This window comes from Bacteroides sp. ET71, from assembly GCF_023336905.1.
Classification (GTDB): domain Bacteria; phylum Bacteroidota; class Bacteroidia; order Bacteroidales; family Bacteroidaceae; genus Bacteroides.
This window is the reverse complement of record NZ_JAMBLS010000012.1, coordinates 50,007-76,779: the sequence shown is the minus strand read 5'-3', so window position 1 is coordinate 76,779 and position 26,773 is coordinate 50,007. Positions and strand designations below refer to the sequence as shown.

Here is a 26,773-nt window from a genome sequence, read left to right as displayed (position 1 = left end):
GAAAAAGGAGTATGCGCGTATCAAACATCGGTCAAATAATGCAAAAATCCCGTCAATTCGCACAATGCCGGTCTTTTTCTGCCGGAAAAATACGGAGAAACAGGCTTCAGCCCCTATTTCTCATTTTTTAAGCAGGAAATGACATACCCAATACAAAAAAAATCGCACCTTTGTACATCAACAGCAGGACACTTCCAAAAGAAGGCCATCCCGAAGAAGAGCCGTGGCCTTTGTCCGCAAGAACGACGCTTCTTGCGGGAGACAGGGCCGGTTCCTTGCCTGTGTACGAAACTCTACTGGCATACAGCGTGTTTCCATCATAGAAGTTAAGACACACTTACACAACCTGTATATAAGTACCATTATGAAGAGAACACTTTCATTCATTTACCTGTTTCTATTTATCTTGTGCACGAAAAACTGGGCGCAAGAACAGACCGTACGAATCGTAGCACGCCCGGAAACCGGCGCACAAACCGCCCTCTACCCTACCGGACGCCCGCCCTTGCAAGCCTGCCGCCTGCTGAAACTGCCTGTGGGCAGCATAAAACCTCAGGGCTGGCTACGCAAATACCTGGAGTTGCAACGCGACGGACTGACCGGCCACTTGGGCGAAATCAGTGCCTGGCTGGACAAGAATAACAATGCTTGGCTGACCAACGGCGGAGACCACGGCTGGGAAGAAGTGCCCTATTGGCTGAAGGGCTACGGCGACCTGGCTTACATCTTGGGCGACGAAAAAATGATAGCCGAGACCAAGACATGGATAGAAGGTGCTTTCAAAAGCCAACAACCGGACGGATACTTCGGCCCGGTGAACCTGCGCAACGGCAAGCGAGAGCTGTGGGCACAGATGATTATGCTCTGGTGTCTCCAATCTTATTATGAATACACGGGTGACGAGCGCGTCATCGACCTGATGACACGCTACTTCCACTGGCAACTGACCGTGGCCGACGAGGATTTCCTGAAAGACTACTGGGAGAACAGCCGCGGAGGCGACAACATGTGGAGCGTCATCTGGCTGTACAACCGCACGGGCGACCCCGCGTTGCCGAAGCTCATCGAAAAGCTGCACCGCAACACTGCCAACTGGATGCAACCTTCGTCGCTGCCCAACTGGCACAACGTAAACATCGCACAAGGCTTCCGCGAACCGGCCACTAACTATCTGTTGAGCAAAGATTCGGCTCAACTGCGTGCCTCGTACAACACACACCAGCTCATACGCCGCACCTTCGGGCAAGTGCCCGGCGGCATGTTCGGCGCCGACGAAAACGCACGCATGGGCTACATCGACCCGCGCCAAGGCGTGGAAACCTGCGGCATGGTAGAGCAGATGGCTTCGGACGAAATCATGCTGGGCATCACCGGAGACCCCTTCTGGGCAGACCACTGCGAGGAAGTGGCCTTCAACACCTACCCGGCGGCCGTGATGCCCGACTTCCGCGCACTGCGCTACATCACCGCGCCCAACCACACCGTGAGCGACTCGAAGAACCACCACCCCAGCATCGACAACAGCGGCCCCTTCCTCTCCATGAACCCCTTCAGCAGCCGTTGCTGCCAGCACAACCATGCACAAGGATGGCCCTATTATGCCGAGCACCTGGTGATGGCGACTGCCGACGGCGGCCTGGCCACCGTGCTCTACGCCTCCAGCGCCACCCGGGCAAAGGTGGCAGGCGGCACCACCGTGACACTGACGCAGGAAACGCACTATCCGTTTGAAGAAGAAATATCCCTCCGTCTCTCCACCCCGCAGGAAGTGACCTTCCCCCTCTACCTGCGCATCCCCGCCTGGGCCGACAACGCCCAAGTGAAACTCAACGGCAAAAAACTGCGCACTTCGGACACAGCCGGACAATACATCCGCATCGAACGCACTTGGACGGAGGGCGACGTCGTGACGCTCCACCTGCCCATGACACTGCGCATGCGCACCTGGCAGGTCAACCGCCACAGCGTGAGCGTGGACTACGGCCCGCTGACCCTGTCGCTGAAAATCAAAGAACGCTACGTGCAGAGAGATAGCCGGGAGACGGCCATCTTCGACTCTCGGTGGCAGGCAGGAGTCGATGCCGAAGCATGGCCCACTACCGAGATATACGCCGACTCTCCGTGGAACTACGCACTCGTCCTGCCGGAAAAGAATCCGTTGGACGGACTGAAAGTGACACACAAGCCCTGGCCGGCAGACGACTTCCCCTTCACCCCGGAAAGCGTTCCCCTGGAAGTAAAGGCCACCGGACGACGCATACCCGGCTGGCAACCCGATGAAACCGGCATGTGCAGCGTACTTCCCATGGAAGACAGCTTCATGGAACAAGCGGAAAGCATCACCCTCATCCCCATGGGGGCAGCCCGCCTGCGCATCAGTGCCTTCCCCAGAGCCAAAGAATAAACAACATTCATAATCACAAATCACACATAAACAATGAAACTCAAACATCGCTTACTCGCTGCCTGCACCGTGGCCACACTGCTGGCCGCTGGCATACCCAGCGCCACCCAGGCACAAGGCAGCTACACTCTTGACGACGTCTGGACAGCCTACGATGGATTTAACCGCAACCTGCTCGATGCCGAAAAATACATCTACAAGACCAACACTTCGTTCGAACACGCCACGGACCGCTGGAACGGTGCCGCCGCCATCTGGTGCCAGCCCATGTACTGGGACATGGCCCTGAATGCGTGGCAACTGGCCGAACGCTTGCGCGACACGGAGCGGGCCAAGAAGTACAAGGCATTGAGCCGGAAAATATTCGAGGGAAACAAGGCACAGTACGTAGGCTTCGACTTTGAGGACAACAACGAGAATACCGGTTGGTTCATCTACGACGACATCCAGTGGTGGACCATCACCCTGGCACGCGCCTACCAACTGTGTGGCGACGAAGAATATCTCCGCCTGTCCGAAGCCAGCTTCCGCCGAGTGTGGTATGGCTCGGAGCGCGTGGGCGACACCGGTTCCTACGACGAACGCAAAGGAGGCATGTTCTGGCAATGGCAGCCCATCCGCAACCCGAACCCCAACAACAGCGACACGGACGGGAAGATGGCCTGCATCAATTTTCCCACCGTCGTAGCGGCCATGACGCTCTACAACTGCGTGCCTGCCGACCGCCAACCGTCCGACGAAGCCAAGCCGGCCTACCAGACCAAGCAGCAATATCTGGAGAAAGCCAAAGAAATCTACCGGTGGGGCGAAGCGAACCTGTTTGACAAGAAGACAGGCCGCATTGCCGACAGCAAACACGGCGAGGGCGAACCCGCGTGGAAGACGCACGTCTACAACCAGGCAACGTTCATCGGAGGCTCCGTGCTGCTGTACAAGGCAACGGGCGACCGCCACTACCTGGACAACGCCGTACTGGCTGCCGACTACACGGTGGGGCCCATGTCTGAAAAAGACGGCGTTCTGCCCTTCGAAAGCGGAATCGAGCAAGGCATCTACACAGCCATCTTCGCGCAATACATCGCCATGCTGGTCTACGACTGCGGACAGACGAAGTACCTCCCCTTCTTGCACCACACCATCGCCACCGGATGGGGTAACCGCGACCGGACGCGCGAACTGTGCGGAGGCGACTATGCCCGCCCCGTGCAACCGGACGAGGTAGTGGACAGCTATTCGGCTTCGGGCATACCGGCGCTGATGTTGCTCTTCCCGCCCGAAAGCAATCGTTAAACCAATCATAAAATACCTTTACGACATGAACAAACTACTGACTTGGGCAGCTTGCGCTTTGCTGGCGGGCTGCGCCGCCACTCCTGACCAACCGGTTTTTGAAATGGAAGAGCCGGTGGACTACGTCAACACACTCATGGGCACACAGTCTAAGTTCGCCCTTTCTACCGGAAACACCTATCCGGCCGTGGCCCTGCCGTGGGGCATGAACTTCTGGACGCCACAGACGGGAACCATGGGCGACGGATGGACTTATACCTATGACGCCGACAAAATCCGGGGCTTCAAGCAGACCCACCAACCCAGCCCGTGGATAAACGACTACGGACAGTTCTCCATCATGCCGGTGACGGGCAAACCTCTGTTCGACCAGAACGAACGCGCCAGTTGGTTCTCGCACAAGAGCGAAGTGGCCAAGCCCTATTATTATAAAGTATATCTGGCCGACCACGACGTAACCACCGAGCTGGCTCCCACAGAGCGCAGCGCCGTCTTCCGCTTTACCTTCCCGGAGAGCGGACAGTCTTACGTGGTGGTCGATGCCTTCGACGGAGGGTCGCACATCAAAATCCTGCCCAATGTCAACATGATAGTAGGCTATACGACCAAGAACAGCGGCGGCGTGCCCGACAACTTCAGGAATTATTTCGTAATGGAGTTCGACAAACCCTTTGCCGGCATGTACACCGTAGCCAACGGACAGGCAGACAGTACGCGGCTGGAAGTGACAGACAACCACGTAGGAGCGATGGTACGCTTCGCTACCCGGCGGGGAGAAGCCGTCAACGTACGGGTGGCCTCTTCCTTTATCAGTCAGGAACAGGCCGAACTGAATCTGAAGAAAGAAATCGGCCGGAAGACGCTGGAAGAAGTGGCCGACGCCGGACGCCAACGTTGGAATGAGGTGCTGAGACGCATCGAAGTGGCCGACAGCAATGTGGACAAACTGCGTACGTTCTACTCCTGCCTGTATCGCTCCGTATTGTTTCCGCGCAGCTTCTACGAGCTGAACAACAAAGGCGAGGCCATACACTACAGTCCCTACAACGGGCAGATACTGCCGGGCTACCTGTTTACCGACACGGGGTTCTGGGACACGTTCCGCAGCTTGTTCCCCTTGCTGAACCTGCTTTATCCGTCCATGAGCCAGAAGATGCAGGAAGGATTGGTAAATGCGTACAAGGAGAGCGGTTTCCTGCCCGAGTGGGCCAGCCCGGGACACCGCGGATGCATGGTCGGCAACAATTCGGCTTCGGTGGTGGCCGACGCTTATCTGAAGGGGTTGCGGGGGTATGACGCAGAGACGTTGTGGCAGGCCGTTGTACATGGTGCCAACGCCGTACACCCGCAGGTATCGTCCACCGGGCGCCTGGGCTACGAGGAATACAACCGCCTGGGCTACGTGCCCTACGACACGGGCATCCGCGAGAACGCCGCCCGCACGCTGGAGTATGCCTACGACGACTGGTGCATCTACCAGTTCGGGAAAGCCTTGGGAAAGCCTGAGAGCGAGACAGACGTCTTCGCCCAACGTGCGCTGAACTACCGCAACCTGTACGACCCCGAACACAAGCTGATGCGCGGACGGAATGTCGACGGCACATTCCAGTCGCCGTTCAACCCGCTGAAGTGGGGCGACGCCTTCACCGAGGGAAACAGTTGGCATTACACCTGGTCGGTGTTCCACGACCCGCAGGGGCTGATTGACCTGATGGGAGGCGACGCCGAGTTCACAGCCATGCTCGACTCCGTGTTCGCCCTGCCGCCCGTCTTCGACGACAGCTACTACGGCGGCGTCATACACGAGATACGCGAGATGCAAATCATGAACATGGGCAACTACGCTCACGGCAACCAGCCCGTACAACACATGATTTACCTCTACAACTACGCCGGCCAGCCCTGGAAGGCACAGCAGCACATCCGTGAGACAATGGACAAGCTCTACACGCCCACGCCCGACGGTTATTGCGGGGACGAGGACAACGGCCAGACTTCGGCATGGTACGTATTCTCCGCCCTGGGCTTCTACCCCGTCTGCCCGGGCAGCGGACAGTACGTGCTGGGCACGCCCTACTTCAAACACGTCGACGTGCATCTGGAGAATGGCAAGGACGTAACCATCAGCGCCCCGGACAACAGCGACAGCAACCGTTACATCCAGTCGCTGAAGCTGAACGGACGCAGCGTCGAGCGCAACTACCTGACGCACGAAGAGCTGACCGACGGCGCCGCGCTGGAGTTCGAGATGGGCAACACACCCAACACCCTACGGGGCACTGCGAAGGAAGATGCGCCCTACTCCTTCTCCAATGAACTGTCGCAAGCCGGAAAATAAAAACACTCATTTCCACAGAAAAACTTCTTATACGAAAGACAAAGTCTGTCTCCAGCCTGAAGACATGTATCCGCAGCCTAAAGATGCACATCTCCAGGTTAAAGATACACATCTTTAGGCTGGAGATAGAACTCGTCTGATACACAGGAAGATTTTCCTCCACACATTCAACAAAAACAAAGAAAACATGACCGAAACCAAACGCATCATATGGCTGGACGTCATCCGTCTCATAGCCATGCTCATGGTGATTGGCGTGCACTGCATCGACCCGTTCTACATCTCGCCCGCCATGCGCGACAATCCCGAATACACCCGCTGGGCAGCCATCTACGGTTCGCTGTTCCGCCCCTCCGTGCCGTTGTTCACCATGATGACCGGCCTGTTGCTACTCCCTGTCCGTCAGACGGCAGGCGTGTTCTACAAGAAACGCATCCTGCGCATTCTGTTTCCCATGCTCATCTGGTCCGTGCTCTACAACCTCTTCCCGTGGTTCACCGGCGTGCTGGGACTGCCCAAGGAGATTATCGGCGACTTCTTCTGCTACGTGCAAGGCAGCGAGTCGCAGGCACTCGCCGCGTCACTGAAGGATGTCGCCATGATACCGTTCCAATTCAGCTTCAAGGAAAACCACATGTGGTGCATGTACCTGTTGCTGGGCCTCTACCTGTACATGCCGTTCTTCTCCGCCTGGGTGGAGAAAGCCGGAGAGAAAGAGAAGCGCATCTTCCTCAGCCTGTGGGGCGTGTCTCTCTTTCTGCCCTACCTCCAGGCCTACGTAGCCCCGCTGTTTGGCGTACGCTTCCTGCTGGGCGAAGCCACGTGGAACGCCTACGGCCTGTTCTACTACTTCGCCGGCTTCAACGGCTACCTGATTCTGGGTCACTACCTGAAGAACGCCGCCCTGCAATGGAGCACACTGAAGACCTGCACCATCTGCCTCGTACTCTTCGCCCTGGGTTATGCCGTCACCTTCAGTGGTTTCTCTTCCGCCGCAGCCAACCCCGCCTCGACGGAAGAAGACATGGAGCTGTTCTTCACCTTCTGCAGCCCCAACGTAGCCATCATGACGATAGCCGTCTTCCTGCTGCTTCGCCAAGTCACCGTACGCCGAGCTTGGTTGGTCCGTGCCCTGGAGAACATGACTCGCTGCGGTTTCGGCATCTACATCATCCACTACTTCGTGGTAGGTCCGTTCTTCCTGCTCATCGCCCCCCCCTCACTGCCCATCCCCCTGCAAGTGCCGGTGATGGCCGTCTGCATCTTCGCCACCTCGTGGGCCATTACGGCGCTGCTGCGGAAGATATTCGGACGAAAGGCCATCTACATTGTAGGATAACGGCCAACATGCGGTTTAGAGAAATCGACAAGGCTGCCCCTCACACACAAGGGCAGCCTTTTTCATACCGGCCTCATCCCCAAAGACGGCAGGCTAAATAAGAAAAAAAGACAATGAACCATTATGAACTTGACAGGCATTGGCGCATTGGTTAAATTTGCACAATAAATAAAAAACATTCATTCTATGAAGACCATTCACACATTGACCTGGACACTGCTGCTGGCCGCCCTGGCCACCGGATGCTCGTCCGACAGCAACGAAGAACAACCACAGCCAGACCGGCTGCCCATCACCCTGAGCTGCGGCATCACCGCCGCCAGCCGAGCCACAGATACCAGTTTCGAAACAGGCGACCGCATCGGCCTCTACGTCGTCAACTACGAAGGCACGGCACCAGGCACCTTGCTCCCCTCGGGCAACCATGCCGATAACATCGCCTTCACCTACAACGGACAGTGGACACCTGCCACCCCTATCTACTGGCAAGACGAAACTACCCCCGCCGACTTCTACGCCTACTACCCCTACGACAGCACGCCACACAATCCCGCCGACTGGCCCTTCGAAACAAAAGCCGACCAAAGCAGCGAGACAGCCTACAAGGCCAGCGACCTCTTGTGGGGCAAGGCAAACAACGTGAAACCCACAGCCAATGCCGTCAACATCACTATGCGCCACCTTCTGAGCTGCGCCGTCATACAGATTGTCCCCGGCAACGGATTCACCGAAGAAGAACTGAAAACAGCCGACATCCAAGTGCAACTGAACGGACTGACCTGCCAAGCCACCGTCGACCTCAACAACGGCACAGTGACAGCCGGCAGCCACACGACCAACGTCACCCTGCTGCGAGGCACAGGCAATAACTTCAAAGCACTCATCATCCCCCAGACCGTGCCCGAAGCCGACGACTTCCTCACCGTCACCATCGACGGCGAAACATTCCACATGCCCAAAGGCTTCACCTTCGTCAGCGGCAAACGCCATACCTTCACCGTCACCGTGCGCAAACTCAGCACCGGCATCAACATCGACATCAGCGGCTGGGAAGACGACGGCATAGACAACGGCGGCGTGGCACAATAATCCCTCTTCCCCTCGGCAACCAAGCAAACAAGAAATTAAAAACATTGAAATATGACTGACATGAGAATCACCATCACAAAAAGCCTGACCCTGCTCCCGCTGCTGGCACTCCTCTGGGCCTGCAACGACGACACGTTCGATTCTTACGGCAACAACGGCAACAAACGCCCCATCACCCTCTCAGGCGAAATCGACCAAACAGCCACCACCCGCGTCAACGACAACGGCTTCTGCAACGGCGACGAAATAGGCGTCTACATCGTAGACTACCAAGGAAACACACCAGGCACCCTGCAAAACAGCGGCAACCGGGGCGACAACGTGAAACACACCTACGACGAAGCCACCAACCGCTGGAACTCAGCCTACGACGTCTACTGGAAAGACGAACATACCCCCATCGACGTCTATGGATACTACCCCTTCGCCTCGCCCGACGACGTCAACGCCTACACTTTCGAAGTGCAGAAAGACCAAAGCACCGAAACCACTACCACAAGCATGGGCGGCTACGAAGCCAGCGACTTCCTTTGGGGGAAAGCCACCAACATTGCCCCCACCGACCGCGTCATCATGCTACCCATGCGCCACCGCATGAGTAGCCCGCGCATCACCCTCGTCGAAGGCGAAGGCTTTGCCGAAGGCCAATGGGCTGGACTGGAAAAACAAGTATTGATAAAGAATACTAAGCGCAACGCCCTCATCAACTTGGCTGACGGAACCGTAACTGCTACGGGAGAAGCCAGCGAGACAGGCACTATCCCCTACGTGAAAGAAGACGCCTTCCGCGCCATCGTCGTTCCACAAACCATCTCCGCAGGCACCGTTCTTTTCAGCATCACCGTAGACGGCACTGCCTACACTTTCAGCAAGGAAGAAGACTTCACCTACGAAAGTGGCCGGATGCACAACTTCTCCATCAAAGTAGACAAGAAAGAAGCTACCGGTGAATACACCTTCACCTTGATTAGCGAAAGCATCACGGCATGGGAGAACGATGACGTGTCGCACGACGCCACCATGAAAGAATACATCGTCATTGAGTCCAGCGCTGGACACCTGAAAGACTCTATCATGGCGGCAGGCAAGGACTACCGGAAGTTGCAGAACTTGAAGATTACGGGGGAAATCAACGCACAGGACTTCTACTTCATGCGCGACTCGATGGATGTTTTGCAATCGCTGAACTTAAAAGAAGTCAGATGCCTGCAAGGACAATTCGGAGGACGAGGAGGAGAATTTCCAAATGGAAGTTGGGAATATGAAGATGATATTATCCCGGAAAGTGCATTAAATGAAAAAGAATCTCTGCTCCGAATTGTATTGCCAGACAAACTGAAAAAGATTGGCGATTGTGCGTTCCGCAGTTGCATCAATTTGACCGGAAGCATCAATATACCAGAAGGTGTGACACACATAGGTGCAAGCGCATTTATGTGGGACAAATCACTCACCGGTTCACTGACTTTACCCAGCACATTAGAATATATCGGCGGTGGTGGGGCTGTTGATATAGGAGGAGCATTTGATGAGTGTCAGTTTACCTGTGAACTAAAACTTCCAAACAAATTAAGATACATAGGACATCGTGTATTTGCAAACAATACCGGATTGTACGGTAACCTTATTCTGCCTTCAAATCTAGAGTATCTTGGTGATTTTGCATTCCAAAACTGCAAAAACCTAACTGGAAATCTAGAAATACCACAAGGCTTAACGCAACTTAACCAAGGAGTTTTCCAAAACACAGGATTCGATGGTACACTCACTATGCACGATGGAATTACCAGCATACAAAATGACGTATTCAACTACGCGCCTCTTAAAGGAGAATTGACATTGCCCAAGAATCTAAGTGTTATCGGTCAGAAAGCATTCTATAGCTGCGACTTCTCTGGTGTGTTGGTATTACCTCAAAGCCTTATAACCATAGGTAACGAAAGTTTTGCTTACAACTGGCGATTGATGGGTACACTTGACATTCCCGAAAATGTACAAACCATAGGTTCTGGTGCATTTGCCGAGTGTCGTTCTATCGAAGGTTTAATATTCCCTGAATCATTGGAAAGCATATTAGACAATGCTTTCTCCAACTGTTACGGTATCGGCAGCATCGTCTGCAAAGGTACCATGCCCCCATACGTTCAGACAGGAGCATTCAACGGTGTCGCCAAAGACAACTTCACCCTCGAAGTGCCCGAAAGTGCCATCCAGCAATACCAAGCCGCAGCAGGTTGGAGCGACTTCAAGCGCATTGCTGCTCACCGCGAACTGGTATGCCGCCCCAGCATTGCCAATGCCATCAACACCGAGTGTACACGCAACCTCGTGATTGATGCGGAAGGCGACTGGATGGTAGAAAGCATGCCCGACTGGTGCAGTCTCTCTGTCAACGAAGGCAGCAAGAAGACGGAAGTAACCCTTACCATCCACGAAATGCCGGAAGGCTCGGCCACACGCACCGGCGAAATCGTCTTCAAGCTGAAAGACCAGGACTATCGCCATAAGTGTACCGTCAGCCAATACGATTATCAATACGGAGAGGATGAGGTCATCACCTTACAGAAAGCCTCGCGCGGCAACAACGGCGGTATCAACCTTGTATTCTTGGGAGACGGTTATGATGCCAAAGATATCTCGGAAGGCAAGTATATGGAGAACATGCAGGAACAGGTGGAGAACTTCTTCGGCATCGAGCCATACACTACTTATCGTGACTATTTCAACGTCTACACCGCTATTGCCGTATCGCCCGAAAGCGGCATCGGTACGGTGAACACCATCCGCTACGCCAAGTTCGAGACTACCTACACGGGGGGCGTGGGCCTGAAGTGCGACTACGACGCAGCCTTCCAATATGCACTTGACATGGGGACGACCGTGACCAAAGACAACCTCCACCAGTCGCTCATCATCATGGTGCCCAACAGCACCGACTACGGCGGCATCTGTCAGATGTGGGAAGACGGTTCGGCCATCGCCTTCTGCCCCCTGAGCACCTACGGCTATCCGCTGGACACGCGCGGCGTCATCCAGCATGAAGCCGGAGGCCACGGCTTCGGCAAGCTGGGCGACGAGTACATCTACCACAACGAGTTCATCGACTTCTGCACGTGCACCTGCTGTGGACACGTATTCGAGTTCAACTGGGCCAAAGGCTTGGGCTGGTACGACAACCTCTCGCTCACCGGCAAGATGAACGAAGTGCCCTGGAGCCACCTCATCTTCGACCCGCAATACAGCGACTACGTAGACATCTTCGAAGGCGGCTTCATGCACAACCGGGGCGTATTCCGCTCGGAACAAAACAGTTGTATGAACAATGACATTCCTTATTACAGCGCCATCAGCCGCGAAAGCATTGTGAAACGTATCAAAGCCTATGCCGGCGAAGCATACTCTTTCGAAGACTTCAAAGCCAATGACAAGGCAGATGCCGGTGCTGCCACACGCGGACTGGATGCTGCACAGACAGAACGCAGCGTACACGGCTTCCAACTGCCGCCGCAGATACACAAAGGAAGCCCCCTGCAAAAAAGGAAACAATAAGTAAGTCATTAGAATTAATTTATGCTATACACAAGGCCACGAATACCCTTTATCAAGGGTCACGAATACCCTTTGCCAAGGGTCACAGATACCCTTTGCCAAGGGTCACAGATACCCTTTGCCAAGGGTCACAGATACCCTTTAACAAGGGTCACAGATACCCTTGATTTATAGTATAACCCTATTTTCAACATTTGCTTAAAATTATCAATCAAAAAAACAAGTCGATATGAAACTATATAATGTTCTATCAACCGGGGCAGCAGCCATGCTGCTTGCCCTTACCTCTTGCCAGGATAAGGTAACGGCTGCCGAAGAGCAAGTCAACCCCAATATCATGACCTTCGACATCGCCTATCCCGGCCAACAGACCCGCGTTACAGGCAATGCTTTTGAAAGCGGTGACCGCGTGGGCCTCTTCATCACACAACAAGACCTGCCACTGGAAGTGTCAGGCAACTATGTGAACAACGCTTCCCTCAGCTTCAACGGCGCACAATGGGAACCCGAAAACCCTATCTATTGGGACGGAGGGACCTATAACATCTATGCCTATTATCCACAGATAGAAAGCGTATCATCCGTAGATAACCTGCCTGTCAGTGTAGCCACAGACCAACAGGCAGAAGGAGGCTACGAGAAAAGCGACTTCCTGTGGGCATCTAACCTGGGTGCCGTGGCCGGTAACACTCCGGTAAGCCTACAGTTCAGCCACCGTATGAGCCGTATGCTCATCCAGCTTGTCAAAGGCGAAGATTATGAAGGTGAACTGCCAGAAGACGCAGAAGTGTATATACACAATACCGTGCCTCAAGCTACAATCGATTTAAGTGTGGGAATCGTGACACGCGATCCCTATGCCACAACGCAGAGCATACGAGCTCAGAGTTTAGGCAACCACCGATATACAGCCATCGTTGTACCTCAACGTCTGGATAACCGTCAGCCATTAGTAGAAGTTATCATGCAAGGGGTATCTTATTTATATGAAAGCAAGTTTATATTCAAACAAGGTATTCAGCATAACGTCCAATTAGTCGTATCCAAGAACCCAGAACAGATAAAGATAGAAATAGGTGGGGAACTGGAAGACTGGAACAACTAAAGATACTCCCACGCAAACTTCACTTCACATGGGGATGTTTTCTATATTTTCTTTCTTCTTTTAGTGAATAGAAAAGAGAAAGCATCCCATTTTTCAGCTATCTTTGTCCCCATGATACGCAAGACAAGTTATTACCTCAGCCTCCTCACACTTGCCGCCAGCTTGTGCTACCTGTTAGTAGCCTGCCAACAGCCAGACAAGGGAATTGTGAAAGCATTGCCTTTTCACAATGGGCAGGAAAATGCATGGGGATTGGTTAACACCGATGGCAGTGTTTGCATACCAGCCGGCAGCTTTAATGTGCAACCATCGGCAGTAGTAGGGGACATGTTTACCTTGCCTTCCAGCCAAGGATTGCTACAACTCTATACAATCGGCCAACCGGCAACTCCGGTCACCTTGCGTACATTCACCCGCATCGGCTACTTTTTCGATAAAGTCACACTTGCCCAAGAAACGCCCAACGGCCCGATATTGATTATTGACAAAGAAGGGCATGACATCTCTTCTACCGCACAATATCCCCAATACGACATCGTACAAATGCACAATTTCAGCAATGAGAGAGCACTTTTCGTCACACGTGAAGGCAAGTACGGCTATATGGACACGGAGGGCAATGTCACCATTCCACCCATTTACGACATAGCATACGATTTTTGTGAAGAGGTAGCGTTAGTAGGTATGAACAACAGTCAAGGAGAAACCGGTTACCAACTGATAGATCCTGACGGTCAAGTGACCGGCAATGTCCGTCTGTCCGGTTGCCTGCTCGACACTCGTTTTTCCGGCAACAAGCTTCTATTCAAGGAACTGCACAACGGGCATCTTGGTTTTCTAAACAAACAGGGCGATGCCGTGCTCTATCTTCCGACCTCTGTCCTGCAAGCTTCACGTTTCTGTCACCAAACGATAACGATACGTACCAACAAGGGAACCGGTTGCATGGATGACAAAGGGCAAATCTGCATCCCGTCCATCTACCAAGATGCTTTTATGGCGGATGAAAGCCGAGTGGCTGCCCGTCACGGAAACCAATGGGGATTGTTGAATGTTTCAGGGAAAGCCATAACCTCCTTTTGCTTCGATACCATCAGCCACTTCTATGCAGATGGATACGCCATAGTCAAAGACAAAACACACTATCGCTTCATCAACCGCAAAGGTAAACTGACAGACAGCAGCTTTGCCTTTATTGCAGAAGACAGTATAGCCCAACGTCTCAAGCCTCAGCTATTCACCATCACACAAGAAAGTGAAGGCAGCACCTCACTCAGCTCGCATCTCATGTCCAAGGCTACCGAAGAAAAACAAGAAAAACAGCCAGAAACGACTACGGGACATACCCCTCTGCGCGCATCTTCACACACTCAGATTGAGAATAAAGACTGGAAAAAAATAACACGCCGACACCCATTCTACCAAGAAGCAGCCAAAGTAGTATCAGGTAAACTGGAAGAGCAAGACAGCAAAAACCGACGGATGATATTGAATTACGTAGAGCATTTGCGCACCTCATACACAACCAAAGACATAGACTTCTTGGAACAACTTTTCAGTGAAAACGCACTGATAGTGGTAGGTACAGTCGTACACACCACGCCGCAAAAAGAAGCCAACTATCTGCCCTCTGCCCAAGTGGTATACAACGTCAAAAGCAAGCGACAATACCTGGACCGTCTGAAGGAAGTTTTCAAGGCGAACCAGAACATTGATGTGAAGTTCAGCAAATTCCACATCATGCGGCACCCTACCCAACAGGGTATTTATGGAGTCAGCCTCCGACAAGAATATCACTCAGACCTTTATTCTGACGACGGTTACCTGTTCTTATTATGGGATTTCCGGGATGAAACAGCCCCCAAGATACATGTACGCACTTGGCAACCGCGTATGCAACCAGACCATACGCTGTTGCCCGAAAACGAGATATTCAGCATCCGTAATTTCAACCTGCAATGAAACAACGCCTCATCAGTCTGCCATCTGCCTGGGTTTGTCTCTTATTAATAATCTTCGCAAGCCTGGAAATAGAGAACGCAAAAGCACAAGACTTCAGTGTACGTTCATTCCGTGCACTACCCAACGATATTACGGCTTACATTGCCCCCGTGCGCGACCTCAACGACGAAGCCTGTGCGTTAATAAAAGTAGTAGGAGACCCTGACTTTGTTTTTTCATCGCCGTTAGGCATCGTGAAACGCCAAAACGAGGTAGGTGAAATTTGGTTATATCTACCGGCTGGAAGCGTAATGATTACCATTAAGCATCCTCAATGGGGAGTGATGCGCGACTATCGGTTTTCCGTTCCATTAGAATCACGCATGACATACGAATTATGGCTGACGCCTCCATTAGACTACCGTCGCCCCCAAGAGATGCCTGCGTTATCACCCCATCCATACCCTTTGGACACTTGCTTACATGCCGTGAAATCATTGCCCGAGCCTGCCCCTCTCCGCCCCAGTCGCCCTCGCGAACGGCTCCAGGGTCTGCTGATGCTCAACGCTGGTATTCATAGCGACCGGCCGTCTGCCGGCATCAGGCTGGCACTTATGCGACGGCACGGTGCTTACCTGTTGGCACAGACCGATTTTCACTCTACTCCCCATACACAAGGTGAGTGTGACCGCTACGGCACGTTGAGCAATGGTGAAACACCTTACTACACCGGACAGACGGAAGAAGGACGATGGATGGTCATGGCCGGAGGCATCCACCGGATAGCGGGTGACTTTTGTTTATACGAAGGACTTGGCTACGGGCAGCGTCTTTTGGCATGGGAACAGAGCGAAGGACTTTGGACACGCAACACGTATTATACCTACCAGGGAATCTGTGCTGAAATCGGAGGACTATACCGTTTCTACCGCATAGCCGTCTCTGCAGGTGTCATGACCATACAAGGAAAATATTGGGAAGCAGCCATAGGCATCGGATGGCATTTCTGACAAAGGATGAAAGATATGAACATGAAACACATTTATCGCCTATTCTTATTCACAACAAGTCTCATAAGCTGTCTGCTGGCAGCTTGTAGCGAAGACGAACGTCCCGATTACTTATTGCCTTCCTTCCAAGTGAACGAAGCAACCGAAGTGACGCGCACCAGTGCCTTGCTGACCGGTGAGGTTATCCTGCACGGCAATGGAACGGTCAGCGATGTGCATTTCCGCTACGGAACAACAGAAAGCATGGAACAAGTGGCGTCCTGCCCGGAAGGCACGTTGCAAGCCATGGCCCGTTTAAATGACTTGCAACCGGGCACAACGTATTATTTTTGCCTGGAAGCTAGCAACGGCTACAGTGCCGTCCACAGCGACACACAGACATTCACCACCCTGCCTAACAAAGTACCCACGGTCAGCCATATCACCCGAATCAACCAAAGCCCGCTCAGCATCACCGTGTCTTATGAAATCACTGACAATGGCGGAGAAACAATTACATCCACCGGACTGTACTATTACATAGAAGGAAGTTCGGAAGAACAATGCCTCTTATTGGAAACAGATGCGGAAGGACTGCTGCGCGCACGCATCAGCGGGTTACAGATGGAGACGGATTACGTCGTGCAGGCGTTTGCCGCCAACAGCATCGGCGAAACGCGCAGCGAACCCTATCATTTCCACACTTCGCAGGCAGTCATCCTGACCGAAGCAGGGGATTTGCCGGAAGCCGTAGGCGAAGACGGGAAATACAGCTTCACCACACTCAGCATTGCAGGCCCGCTGAACGGAACGGATTTCTTTTTTCTGCGCGACATGATGGGACGGGGAATGGACGGAAAGGACACTCCCGGCCAACTGCAAACGCTGAACCTGAGCGACGCTTCCATCGAAGCGGGAGGCAGTAGCTACGACGGACACCATTACACGACCGACCGCTGTGCAGGCAACGGCTTGTTTGCCCAATGCACCGCACTGAAGGAATTGATTTTGCCAGACAATACAGAAACGGTAGAAGTCAACGCTTTCGACGGTTGTTCCAATCTTCAGCGGCTCCGCTTGTCTTCGGCCTTGGCTCATTTCAGTCCTTCGGCCGGATGTGTCAACCTTGCGCAGATAGAGGTGCCCGCTTCCTGCACACATTTCAGCACCACCGACGGTGTGCTCTATAACGCCGATGCTTCCACATTGCTTTGGTTTCCGGAAGGGAAAGCCGACGAACAGTTCACCGTTCCTTCCGGTGTGCAGGTCATAGGCGATTATGCTTTCCGCAACGCCCCTGCCAGCGAAATCTTCCTGCCCCAGTCTGTCACACAATTAGGACAGGCAAGCTTCAGCGGAGCCTGCCTCGTGCACATAAACCTGCCGGACGGCATCTCCACCGTGCCATACGGATGTTTCCAGTCTTGTACCCGCCTGGAATCAGTAGTTCTTGGCAAAGGCACGTCCTACTTGTCTGAATACTGTTTCAAAGACTGTCCCGCCCTTGGCGAGCTGTATGTCCAAGACGCCGATTTTCCGCCTTATTGCACAGACGAGACTTTTGCCGGAGCCGAACAACTGCTGCAAGACGGCACACTGCACGTGCCTGCGGGAAGTGCAACGCGCTATCGGAATCATCGGATATGGGGACTGTTCAAAACGATTGTGGCTGACCTGTAAGAGCCGCAGAATCTCCCCACTGTTCGATGGGCATCGAGCGGTTGCCGTAGACGGGAAACGAGACCGCGCGCTCGTCTGTCACCCCATAGCGATAGAAGATGTAGAGGACAAACAGTAACAAGACGGCGGCCGCCAGCAGCCAAGTTCTGCCGCGATAGGATGCCTTCGCACACAGGGCTTGCGCCACTGCTCTTGCCGAGACGTAACGTTGGGCAGGCTTTTGCCGGGTACACTTGCGTGAAACGACGGCCAGTTGCTTGTCTTTCAGCAGTTCCGCCATCTCGCCCATGATGACGCCCAACGAAAAGATGTCAGCCCGGCAATCGAGCGGTTGCCCCGGCGTCAAGGCTTCCGGTGCCAGGTAGTAGCGTGTTCCGGCCGGCAGTTTCAAGATATCGTAGTCATCGCTGTCAGACAAGCCAAAGTCTATCAGCTTCACGTTGCAGCCATTGTGCGTTATCAGGATGTTTTCCGGCTTCAGGTCGCGGTGCACAATCTGTTTGTTATGCAGATAGCCCAATGCGTCACACAGCTCGCAGACAAACTTACGCGCCAGTTCGGGAGTCAGCTTTCCTTGTTCCATGAATTGCCTCAACGTCATTCCGTCTATATATTCCATGACGATGCAATGCCCCAAATCCGGCAACGTCTCCCAGCCCAAGACCCGGACAATATGCGGATGCTCCAACCGGTAACCTATGCTGAACTCTTTGTGCAGTGCCTCTTCGTAAAACGGATTGCCCGCATAGGCGGGCTTGAGCGTTTTCAGGATGTGCAGCCGGCCGTAGCGGCGGCCGTAGAACAGGCGTTCGTAACCTGCAGACGAGACATACACTTCGCGAAGCTCCGTGAAGAGTTGTTCACCGGTCTGCTGTGCGACGTCTATGAATCCCGATGAAATGTCAGCGTCACCCATGAAGCAGACTGTTTAAGAACGTCAAGCCGCCGTTACGGCCTGCGATGAAAGGAGAAAGGCGCATGCCGTCGCGCAGCACATAGGGCAGGAACAAAGGCTGACCCATCAGGAAAGAGACGGCCTCGAAGCGGTCGCCTGCCAGCAGCTTGGACTGGCGTGCTTCCTCGACTTCAAAAATCCCCAGCCCCTGATAGCGCAAACGCAGGTAGCGGTTGGGCGACCAGCCTATCTCGAGTTCGCACCCGGGTTGCAGGTCGCTGGTCAATATCTGTTCGGTGGAGAAGAAAGACGAATTGTAGGCCGTGCTGGTCTTCAGCCAAAGGCAGAACTGCTTGAAGTCCTCGTGTCCCACGTAGCGTGCCAGGATATCCAGCGTTTGCAGGCGGGGCAAATGGCTGTCGCCAACGTACCCCCACAGGCGTTTCAAGGTTGAGGTGGAAACGCTCTCTTCCAAGGTTTTGCGCAGGTACAAGGAGAACTCGTCAAAATCGGTCGACGTGTTCAACGATTTGGGATAACGCAGCTCCACCAACCGCAGAAGTTCAGCTATTTCAGGCTTATAGATATTCATGACATACGTTTTGATTGGGCAAATATAAGGAATATTATTTGAAAAAAGCAAGCAAAAGCCTATCTTTGCGCCCATGAAACAGAAACGCCGCTATCTTTCCATAAAATGCCTCATCGCCCTGTTGGTCCTGTGGTTTTCCGCAGCCCCCGGACGGGCGACGGAAGTAAGCGCTGAGCCGGGCGACTCGTTGCGCATCAGTCTGCTGACCTGCGCGGCGGGCGACGAGATATATAGCCTCTTCGGACACACGGCCATCCGGTGCGAGAATTTGACACGGGGGACGGACGTGGTGTACAACTACGGCATCTTCGATTTCAGCTCGGGCGGGTTCGTCCTGCGTTTCGCCTTGGGCGAGACGGACTACCGCTTAGACCGGGAGCCGACCGACTATTTCAACTATGCCTACTACTACCACGGGCGCGACGTGTGGAAGCAAACCCTCAACTTGACGCAGGAAGAGAAGCTGCGCCTCATCGGTCTGCTGGAAGAGAACTTCCGACCCGAAAACCGCGTCTACCGCTACAACTTCTTCTACGACAACTGCTCCACCCGCCCGCGCGACAAGGTGGAAGAGGCCGTGCAAGGCAGCGTGGACTACGGGGCAGACATGGACGCCGCCACGGACACCACCTTCCGCGACCTCATCGACCAGTACAGCCAGGGACACCCGTGGTCGCGCCTGGCCATGAACCTCTGCCTGGGCAGCGAAGCAGACAAGCCCATCAACCGGCGAACACAGATGTTCGTGCCTTTCTGCCTGAAAGACTACTTCTCCCACGCACAAATCACCGATTCTGCAGGGCATACGCGCCCGCTGGTCGCGAACGAAGGACTGATGCTGAAAGCACTCGAAAAATCTCCCGCGCACGACAGCCTTCCCTCTCCCGAACTTTGGGCGTGGCTCGTGTTCGGAATGACCGCGCTTCTGACGTACTATGGCCTCCGCCGCCGGAAATCCTTCTGGGTGTTTGACGCCGTACTGTTCACCACGGCCGGCCTGGCGGGCTGCATACTGGCCTTCCTCGTCTTCCTGTCCCAACACCCTTGCATGAGTCCCAATTACCTGCTTTTCGTCTTCCACCCCCTGCACCTCCTTTGCCTGCCGTGGGTCATCTACGACGAACGAAAGCAGCGGTGCAACCTCTATTTAGGGGCGAATGTACTTGTTTTAACTTTATTTATGGCATTTTGGGCGCTTATTCCGCAAGAATTTCCCCTAACGGTCGTACCTTTGGCACTAAGTTTGTACATCCGCAGCATAGGCAACCTTCTTCTTGCAAAAAGAAAACAACAATGAAAAAAGGACTGATTACATCCATCTTGGCTTTGACCTTCAGCAGCCTCCAGGCCCAGCCACAACCGGTTATCCCCAAACTGGTGGTGATGCTGACGGTAGACCAATTGCGCACCGACTACCTGGAGCACTTCGCCCCCTTGTACGGCGACAAAGGCTTCCGCCGGCTGATGCGCGAAGGAAAAGTCTTTTGCCAGACCGAAATGCCCTTTGCCAACGCCGACCGTGCCTCGGCCCTGGCCACGCTCTACACGGGCAGCACCCCGTCCGTCCACGGCATCATCGGCGAAAACTGGATGGATGCGCAGACCCTACGCCCCATCAATTGCGTGGACGATCCCGCCTTCATGGGCAACTATACAAAAGAAAACACCTCACCCGCCCGGCTGCTGACCTCGACCGTAGCCGACGAACTGCGCATCGCCACCCGCAACCGCAGCCTGGTCTATGCCATCGCCCCCTTCCGCGAAGCAGCCGTCCTGGCAGCCGGCCACGCGGGCAACGGAGCTTTCTGGCTCAATACGCAGACGGGCAAATGGTGCAGCACCACTTATTACGAAAACCTGCCGTGGTGGGTAGACGGCTTCAACGAAAACAACGCGCCGGACATCCACACCCGCGCCATGATGTGGACACCGCTCTATTCACCCGAACGCTACAACTGCCTGCCGGGCGAGACGACCGAATCCTTCCGCTACGGACTGACCGGCGAAGGAATCAACAAATACCGCCGGCTGACACGCACACCCTTCATCAACGATGAAGTCAACCGCCTGGCAGCCGAACTGCTGAAACAAAGCCAAGTGGGGCGCGACAGCATCCCCGACCTCTTATCGCTCACCTACTACGCAGGCATCTTTCACCCCGCCCCAACCCTGTCGCAATCGGCCGAGATACAAGATACCTACGTCCGCATAGACCGCAGCATCGCCGACCTGCTGGACCTGCTGGACCGCCAAGTGGGACTGCGCAACGTGCTCTTCTGCCTCACTGCCACGGGGCATACCGAACCACAACCGGCCGACACGGACATCTACCACATACCCGGCGGCGAGTTTTACCTGAACCGCTGCGCCACGCTGCTCAACATGTACCTCATGGCCACCTACGGCGAAGGGAAATACGTGGAAGCCTACTACGACCAGCAAATCTACCTGAACCATAAACTCATCGAAGAAAAGCAACTGAACCTGACAGAGCTTCAGGAGAAAGCCGCCGAGTTTTTGGTACAATTCAGCGGAGTCAACGAAGTCTACTCCGCCCACCGCCTGCTCTTAGGCTCATGGTCGCCACAGGCAGACCGCATACGCAACAGCTACCACCGCCTCCGCTCGGGCGACCTCCTCATAGAAGTACTGCCCGGCTGGACCATCATGCAAGAAAACGGCGCGGAACACCACACCGTCCGCACCGCCAACATACCCTCACCCCTCATCTTATGGGGCAGCGGCATCCAGGCAGAGACCATCCGCATCCCCGTCAGCGCAGCACGCATCGCCCCCACCCTGGCCAGTGCCTTGCGCATCCGGGCACCCAATGCCTGCACGGAACTTCCCCTTGACTTCTGAGAAGGCTTTTCCACCTTCCGGCAATCCCGACAGACGCACGTTTTCTGCATCTTTCCAGCAGATTTTATAAGCGTTTATGCGGGTTATCTGTAACGAATTAAGTAACTTTGCCGCGCCGTTTCACATCACGCGGCCAACCGATAGAATAATAACAAAAAACATATACAACAAGAATGGGATTCAACGAATTTTTAAGCTCGATTTTCGGCAACAAGTCTACACGCGACATGAAAGAGATTCAGCCGTGGGTGAACAAGGTGAAAGCCGTCTATCCGGAAATAGAAAAACTGGACAACGACGCCCTGCGTGCCAAAACACAAGAACTGAAAACATACATCCGCAACTCGGCTGCCGAACAGCGGGCTAAAGTGGACGAACTGAAAGCCAAAGTAGAAAGCACCGAGCTGGAAGATCGCGAAGCACTCTTCAACCAAATAGACAAAATAGAGAAAGAAATACTCGACATCTACGAGAAAGCCTTGGACGAAGTGCTGCCCACTGCCTTTGCCATTGTAAAAGACACGGCACGCCGCTTCTCGGAAAACGAGGAAATCGTAGTGACAGCCACCGACTTCGACCGACAGTTGGCCGCCACCAAGGACTTCGTGCGCATCGAAGACGACAAGGCCATCTACGTGAACCACTGGCAGGCAGGCGGCAACGAGGTGACGTGGAACATGGTGCACTACGATGTGCAGTTGTTCGGTGGCGTGGTATTGCACAAAGGCAAGATTGCCGAAATGGCCACGGGTGAAGGTAAGACCCTGGTCGCCACCTTGCCCGTCTTCCTCAACGCCCTGACCGGCAACGGCGTACACGTGGTGACGGTGAACGACTACCTGTCCAAGCGTGACTCCGAATGGATGGGACCGCTCTACATGTTCCACGGCCTGAGCGTGGATTGCATTGACAAGTACCAGCCCAACTCTGACGCCCGCCGCAAAGCCTACCTGGCAGACATCACCTTCGGTACGAACAACGAGTTCGGCTTCGACTACCTGCGCGACAACATGGCCATCAGCCCCAAAGACCTGGTACAACGCCAGCACAACTACGCCATCGTCGACGAGGTGGACTCCGTGCTGATTGACGATGCCCGTACCCCGTTGATTATCTCCGGCCCCGTACCCAAGGGCGACGACCAACTGTTCGAGCAACTGAAGCCCTTGGTAGAACGCCTGGTGGAAGCCCAGAAGAAACTGGCTACCCAATACCTGGCCGATGCCCGCCGCCTCATCGCCTCGGACGACAAGAAGCAGCAGGAGGAAGGCTTCCTCGCCCTCTACCGCAGCCACAAGGCACTGCCCAAGAACAAGCCCCTTATCAAGTTCCTGAGCGAGCAAGGCATTAAGGCCGGTATGCTCAAGACCGAGGAAATCTACATGGAGCAGAACAACCGCCGCATGCACGAGGTGACCGACCCGCTCTACTTCGTCATTGACGAGAAACTGAACAGCGTAGACCTGACCGACAAGGGCGTAGACCTCATCAGCGGCAAGACCTCCGACCCCGAGTTCTTCGTACTGCCAGACATCACCGCCCAGCTTTCCGCTTTGGAGAACGAGACCCAGTTGTCGGACGAAGAACGCCTGGCCAAGAAAGACGAGCTGCTGACCAACTACGCCATCAAGTCCGAACGCGTGCACACCATCAACCAACTGCTGAAGGCTTACACGATGTTCGAGAAAGACGATGAATACGTGGTCATCGACGGACAGGTGAAGATTGTGGACGAGCAGACAGGCCGTATCATGGAAGGCCGCCGCTATTCCGACGGTCTGCACCAGGCCATCGAAGCCAAGGAAGGCGTGAAAGTGGAAGCCGCCACACAGACCTTCGCCACCATTACCCTGCAGAACTACTTCCGTATGTACCACAAGCTGGCCGGTATGACCGGTACGGCCGAGACGGAAGCCGGCGAGTTCTGGGACATCTACAAGCTGGACGTGGTGGTCATCCCGACCAACCGCCCCATCGCAAGAATCGACATGAACGACCGCGTCTATAAGACGAAGCGCGAAAAGTATAAAGCCGTCATCGAGGAAATTGAAAAGATGGTAGCCGCCGGACGCCCTGTCCTGGTAGGTACGACGTCGGTGGAAATCTCCGAGATGCTGAGCAAGATGCTGGACATGCGCAAGATTCCGCACAACGTATTGAACGCCAAGCTGCACCAGAAGGAGGCTGAGATTGTGGCCAAAGCCGGACAGAGTAGCACGGTGACCATCGCCACGAATATGGCCGGCCGTGGTACCGACATCAAGCTGAGCCCCGAGGTGAAGGCCGCCGGAGGTCTGGCCATCATCGGCACGGAGCGCCACGAGTCACGCCGTGTAGACCGCCAGTTGCGCGGACGTGCCGGACGTCAGGGAGACCCGGGCTCGTCTGTATTCTTCGTGTCGCTGGAAGACGACCTGATGCGCCTGTTCTCGTCCGAACGCATTGCCAGCGTCATGGACAAGCTGGGCTTCAAGGAGGGCGAGATGATTGAGCACAGCATGATATCCAAGTCCATTGAGCGGGCCCAGAAGAAGGTAGAAGAAAACAACTTCGGCATCCGCAAGCGCTTGCTGGAGTATGACGACGTGATGAACAAACAGCGTACCGTAGTCTACGCCAAACGCCGCCACGCCTTGATGGGCGAACGCATCGGCATGGACATCGTCAAGATGGTAGAAGACCGTTGCGCCAACGCAGTCACGGCTCCCGATTACGAGAACTGCAAGATGGACTGCCTGCAAACCCTGGCCATGGAGCCGCCCTTCACCGAAGAAGAGTTCCGCAACGAAAAGAAAGAAGCCTTGCTCGACAAGACTTTCAACGCTGCCATGGAACTGTTCAAGCGCAAGACCGACCGCATGGCGCAAGTTGCCTACCCCGTCATCAAGCAAGTGTACGAGAACCAGGGGGCGTTCTACCAGAACATCCTGATTCCCATCACCGACGGCAAGCGCGTGTACAACATCTCGTGCAACCTGAAGGCCGCTTACGAGAGCGAGTGCAAGGAGGTGGTGAAGTCGTTCGAGAAAGCCATCCTGCTGCACGTCATCGACGAGGCCTGGAAGGAAAACCTGCGTGAGCTGGACGAGCTGAAGCACTCCGTACAGAACGCCAGCTACGAACAGAAAGACCCGTTGCTCATCTACAAACTGGAGTCGGTCAACCTGTTCGACGCCATGGTGGACAAGATAAACAACCAGACCATCTCCATCCTGATGCGCGGACAGATACCGGTGCGCGAACCGCAAGAGGTGCGCCAGGCCGCTCCCGAGCAGCGTCAGGACATGAGCAAATACCAGGAGCAGAAGCAGGACCTGAGCGACCCGAACCAACAGGCCGCCGCCGCACAAGACACGCGCGAGAAGCCCAAACGCGAGCCCATCCGCGTGCAGAAAACTGTGGGACGCAACGACCCCTGCCCCTGCGGAAGCGGAAAGAAGTATAAGAACTGCCACGGAAAGAACCTGTAAGCCTCCGTACGCAATTCTCCAAACAGTAGGGTGTGCCTTCTTATTTCCGGGCACACCCTCTTTTATTTTTCCCCGCAAAAGCGTATTTTTGTCCGCAAATACAGTGTGCACCATGAGAAGAAACTACATCATCCTCCCCCTGATGGCCCTGACCGGGCTGCTGGCCGCCTGCCAGAGCATACAACCGCTCTCCATCGACTATATGCTGCCCGCCGAGGCCAGTTTTCCTGCCACGCTACGCAGTGTGGCTGTGGTAAACAACATGCCTTCTGCGTTCGGGACAGGCCTGGTACCCGCAGACAACGACACGCTACCGGCACCCGACGAGATAGCCCGGAAGAGTGAAGTACATACGGGCAACGCCGCCATTGCCACCGAAGCACTGGCCGAGGCACTGGCCGAAGGCAACTACTTCGACCAGGTCATCATCTGCGACTCGGCCCTGCGAGCCCACGACACGGTGCCCCGCGAAAGCACCCTGTCGACCGAAGAGGCTGACGAGCTGATTCGCGACTTAAAGGCAGACTTCCTCATCGCCGTGGAAGACGTGCAACTGCGCTCCACCACCCGCCTGCACTACATCCCCGAAATCCCCCTGCACTACGGCACGGTAGACGTCAAGACCTACACCACCTGCCGCATCTACCTGCCCGGCCGCCAAGGCCCCGCAGGCACCATCCACTGCCTCGACAGCATCTATTGGGAAGAGCCCAACCTGCCGGCAGACAGGACACAGGCTCCCATAGTCCCGCAGAAAGAGCTGATAGAGGCCGCCTCCGACTTTGCCGGCGCGTCGCCTGCCCGCTACCTGCTGCCCCATTGGGTGACGGCCACACGCTATCTCTTCACCGGGGGCACGGTGGACATGCGCGATGCCGCCGTCTACGTCCGCGAACAGAACTGGCCCGAAGCCATCACCCTGTGGAAACGCCTGTACGACCAGAAGAAGGGAAAGCAGAAGATATATGCCGCCTGCAACATCGCCCTGGGCTATGAGATGCAGGACGACATAGACACCGCCATCCAATGGGCAGAGAAAGCCGTGCAAGCCGCACACGCCCAGGCCAAAGGACGTACCGAGAAGATGGATGCCGACGACATCGACCCCTCCGACCTGTCGTACTACGTACTGGCCTACCGCTACCTGCAAGAGCTGCAAGAGCGCCAGAAAGGCATGGCACGGCTGAAGGCACAGATGCAACGGTTTGAGGAATAACCCTAAAGCACCCA

At 54.7% G+C, this 26,773-nt stretch carries 16 protein-coding genes; 14 read left to right on the top strand and 2 right to left on the bottom strand.

What is annotated here, in order from left to right:
* The first annotated feature begins 364 nt into the window (after nt 1–364).
* The 10 genes from M3090_RS08355 to M3090_RS08310 all read left to right on the top strand — a co-directional run bounded on the left by M3090_RS08355 (nt 365) and on the right by M3090_RS08310 (nt 17,724).
* Nucleotides 365–2,404: a beta-L-arabinofuranosidase domain-containing protein gene (locus tag M3090_RS08355; protein ID WP_249055179.1), complete on the top strand. Its 2,040-nt coding sequence runs from the start codon at nt 365–367 to the stop codon at nt 2,402–2,404.
* A 33-nt stretch (nt 2,405–2,437) separates the two neighbouring features.
* Nucleotides 2,438–3,694 (top strand): glycoside hydrolase family 76 protein, encoded by a 1,257-nt coding sequence (locus M3090_RS08350; protein ID WP_249055177.1) that lies wholly within the window; start codon nt 2,438–2,440, stop codon nt 3,692–3,694.
* Nucleotides 3,695–3,719: 25 nt separating this feature from the next.
* The gene (locus M3090_RS08345; protein WP_249055176.1) at nt 3,720–6,032 is read left to right on the top strand and encodes a GH92 family glycosyl hydrolase; all 2,313 of its coding nucleotides are present in this window, start codon (nt 3,720–3,722) and stop codon (nt 6,030–6,032) included.
* A gap of 187 nt (nt 6,033–6,219) precedes the next feature.
* Nucleotides 6,220–7,371, top strand: a complete 1,152-nt coding sequence (locus M3090_RS08340) for an acyltransferase (protein WP_249055175.1) — start codon at nt 6,220–6,222, stop codon at nt 7,369–7,371.
* 186 nt (nt 7,372–7,557) lie between these two features.
* Entirely contained in the window at nt 7,558–8,460 is a 903-nt protein-coding gene (locus tag M3090_RS08335) for a fimbrillin family protein (protein WP_249055174.1), read from the top strand.
* Nucleotides 8,461–8,511: 51 nt separating this feature from the next.
* Entirely contained in the window at nt 8,512–12,009 is a 3,498-nt protein-coding gene (locus M3090_RS08330; RefSeq protein ID WP_249055173.1) for a leucine-rich repeat protein, read from the top strand.
* Between the two features lie 229 nt (nt 12,010–12,238).
* Entirely contained in the window at nt 12,239–13,114 is an 876-nt protein-coding gene (locus M3090_RS08325; protein WP_249055172.1) for a fimbrillin family protein, read from the top strand.
* 111 nt (nt 13,115–13,225) lie between these two features.
* On the top strand, nt 13,226–15,076 hold the full coding sequence (locus tag M3090_RS08320) for a WG repeat-containing protein (protein ID WP_249055171.1): 1,851 nt from the start codon (nt 13,226–13,228) through the stop codon (nt 15,074–15,076).
* Nucleotides 15,073–16,065 (top strand): hypothetical protein, encoded by a 993-nt coding sequence (locus M3090_RS08315; protein ID WP_249055170.1) that lies wholly within the window; start codon nt 15,073–15,075, stop codon nt 16,063–16,065. The genes M3090_RS08320 and M3090_RS08315 overlap by 4 nt, the downstream gene beginning before the upstream one ends.
* Before the next feature lie 21 nt (nt 16,066–16,086).
* A complete protein-coding gene (locus M3090_RS08310) occupies nt 16,087–17,724 on the top strand; it encodes a leucine-rich repeat protein (RefSeq protein ID WP_249055169.1) in 1,638 nt (545 codons plus the stop codon).
* Here M3090_RS08310 and M3090_RS08305 read toward each other — a convergent pair.
* Together M3090_RS08305 and M3090_RS08300 are read right to left on the bottom strand one after the other, a co-directional pair.
* Nucleotides 17,699–18,640, bottom strand: coding sequence for a serine/threonine protein kinase (locus M3090_RS08305; RefSeq protein WP_249055168.1), 942 nt, complete (start codon nt 18,638–18,640; stop codon nt 17,699–17,701). The genes M3090_RS08310 and M3090_RS08305 overlap by 26 nt on opposite strands.
* Nucleotides 18,633–19,211, bottom strand: coding sequence for a hypothetical protein (locus M3090_RS08300; RefSeq protein ID WP_249055167.1), 579 nt, complete (start codon nt 19,209–19,211; stop codon nt 18,633–18,635). The genes M3090_RS08305 and M3090_RS08300 overlap by 8 nt, the downstream gene beginning before the upstream one ends.
* A gap of 73 nt (nt 19,212–19,284) precedes the next feature.
* Here M3090_RS08300 and M3090_RS08295 point away from each other — a divergent pair, with 73 nt between their 5' ends.
* The 4 genes from M3090_RS08295 (at nt 19,285) to M3090_RS08280 (ending at nt 26,759) form a co-directional block, all read left to right on the top strand.
* Entirely contained in the window at nt 19,285–20,508 is a 1,224-nt protein-coding gene (locus tag M3090_RS08295) for a DUF4105 domain-containing protein (protein ID WP_249055166.1), read from the top strand.
* Nucleotides 20,505–22,073, top strand: a complete 1,569-nt coding sequence (locus tag M3090_RS08290) for an alkaline phosphatase family protein (RefSeq protein WP_249055165.1) — start codon at nt 20,505–20,507, stop codon at nt 22,071–22,073. Before M3090_RS08295 ends, M3090_RS08290 begins: the two co-directional genes overlap by 4 nt.
* A 173-nt stretch (nt 22,074–22,246) precedes the next feature.
* Complete coding sequence (secA, locus tag M3090_RS08285; protein ID WP_249055164.1) at nt 22,247–25,543, top strand: preprotein translocase subunit SecA; 3,297 nt, start codon at nt 22,247–22,249, stop codon at nt 25,541–25,543.
* 112 nt (nt 25,544–25,655) lie between these two features.
* Nucleotides 25,656–26,759 (top strand): DUF6340 family protein, encoded by a 1,104-nt coding sequence (locus M3090_RS08280; RefSeq protein ID WP_249055163.1) that lies wholly within the window; start codon nt 25,656–25,658, stop codon nt 26,757–26,759.
* Nucleotides 26,760–26,773 lie beyond the last annotated feature (14 nt).

What these genes read in the sequence shown, in the direction of transcription:
- M3090_RS08330 (WP_249055173.1), top strand. Translation starts at nt 8,512, where the DNA reads ATGACTGACATGAGAATCACCATCACAAAAAGCCTGACCCTGCTCCCG.
- M3090_RS08280 (WP_249055163.1), top strand. Translation starts at nt 25,656, where the DNA reads ATGAGAAGAAACTACATCATCCTCCCCCTGATGGCCCTGACCGGGCTG.
- M3090_RS08345 (WP_249055176.1), top strand. Translation starts at nt 3,720, where the DNA reads ATGAACAAACTACTGACTTGGGCAGCTTGCGCTTTGCTGGCGGGCTGC.
- M3090_RS08335 (WP_249055174.1), top strand. Translation starts at nt 7,558, where the DNA reads ATGAAGACCATTCACACATTGACCTGGACACTGCTGCTGGCCGCCCTG.
- M3090_RS08355 (WP_249055179.1), top strand. Translation starts at nt 365, where the DNA reads ATGAAGAGAACACTTTCATTCATTTACCTGTTTCTATTTATCTTGTGC.
- M3090_RS08315 (WP_249055170.1), top strand. Translation starts at nt 15,073, where the DNA reads ATGAAACAACGCCTCATCAGTCTGCCATCTGCCTGGGTTTGTCTCTTA.
- M3090_RS08325 (WP_249055172.1), top strand. Translation starts at nt 12,239, where the DNA reads ATGAAACTATATAATGTTCTATCAACCGGGGCAGCAGCCATGCTGCTT.
- M3090_RS08305 (WP_249055168.1), bottom strand. Translation starts at nt 18,640, where the DNA reads ATGGGTGACGCTGACATTTCATCGGGATTCATAGACGTCGCACAGCAG.
- M3090_RS08290 (WP_249055165.1), top strand. Translation starts at nt 20,505, where the DNA reads ATGAAAAAAGGACTGATTACATCCATCTTGGCTTTGACCTTCAGCAGC.
- M3090_RS08340 (WP_249055175.1), top strand. Translation starts at nt 6,220, where the DNA reads ATGACCGAAACCAAACGCATCATATGGCTGGACGTCATCCGTCTCATA.
- M3090_RS08350 (WP_249055177.1), top strand. Translation starts at nt 2,438, where the DNA reads ATGAAACTCAAACATCGCTTACTCGCTGCCTGCACCGTGGCCACACTG.
- M3090_RS08320 (WP_249055171.1), top strand. Translation starts at nt 13,226, where the DNA reads ATGATACGCAAGACAAGTTATTACCTCAGCCTCCTCACACTTGCCGCC.
- M3090_RS08310 (WP_249055169.1), top strand. Translation starts at nt 16,087, where the DNA reads ATGAAACACATTTATCGCCTATTCTTATTCACAACAAGTCTCATAAGC.
- M3090_RS08295 (WP_249055166.1), top strand. Translation starts at nt 19,285, where the DNA reads ATGAAACAGAAACGCCGCTATCTTTCCATAAAATGCCTCATCGCCCTG.
- M3090_RS08300 (WP_249055167.1), bottom strand. Translation starts at nt 19,211, where the DNA reads ATGAATATCTATAAGCCTGAAATAGCTGAACTTCTGCGGTTGGTGGAG.
- secA (WP_249055164.1), top strand. Translation starts at nt 22,247, where the DNA reads ATGGGATTCAACGAATTTTTAAGCTCGATTTTCGGCAACAAGTCTACA.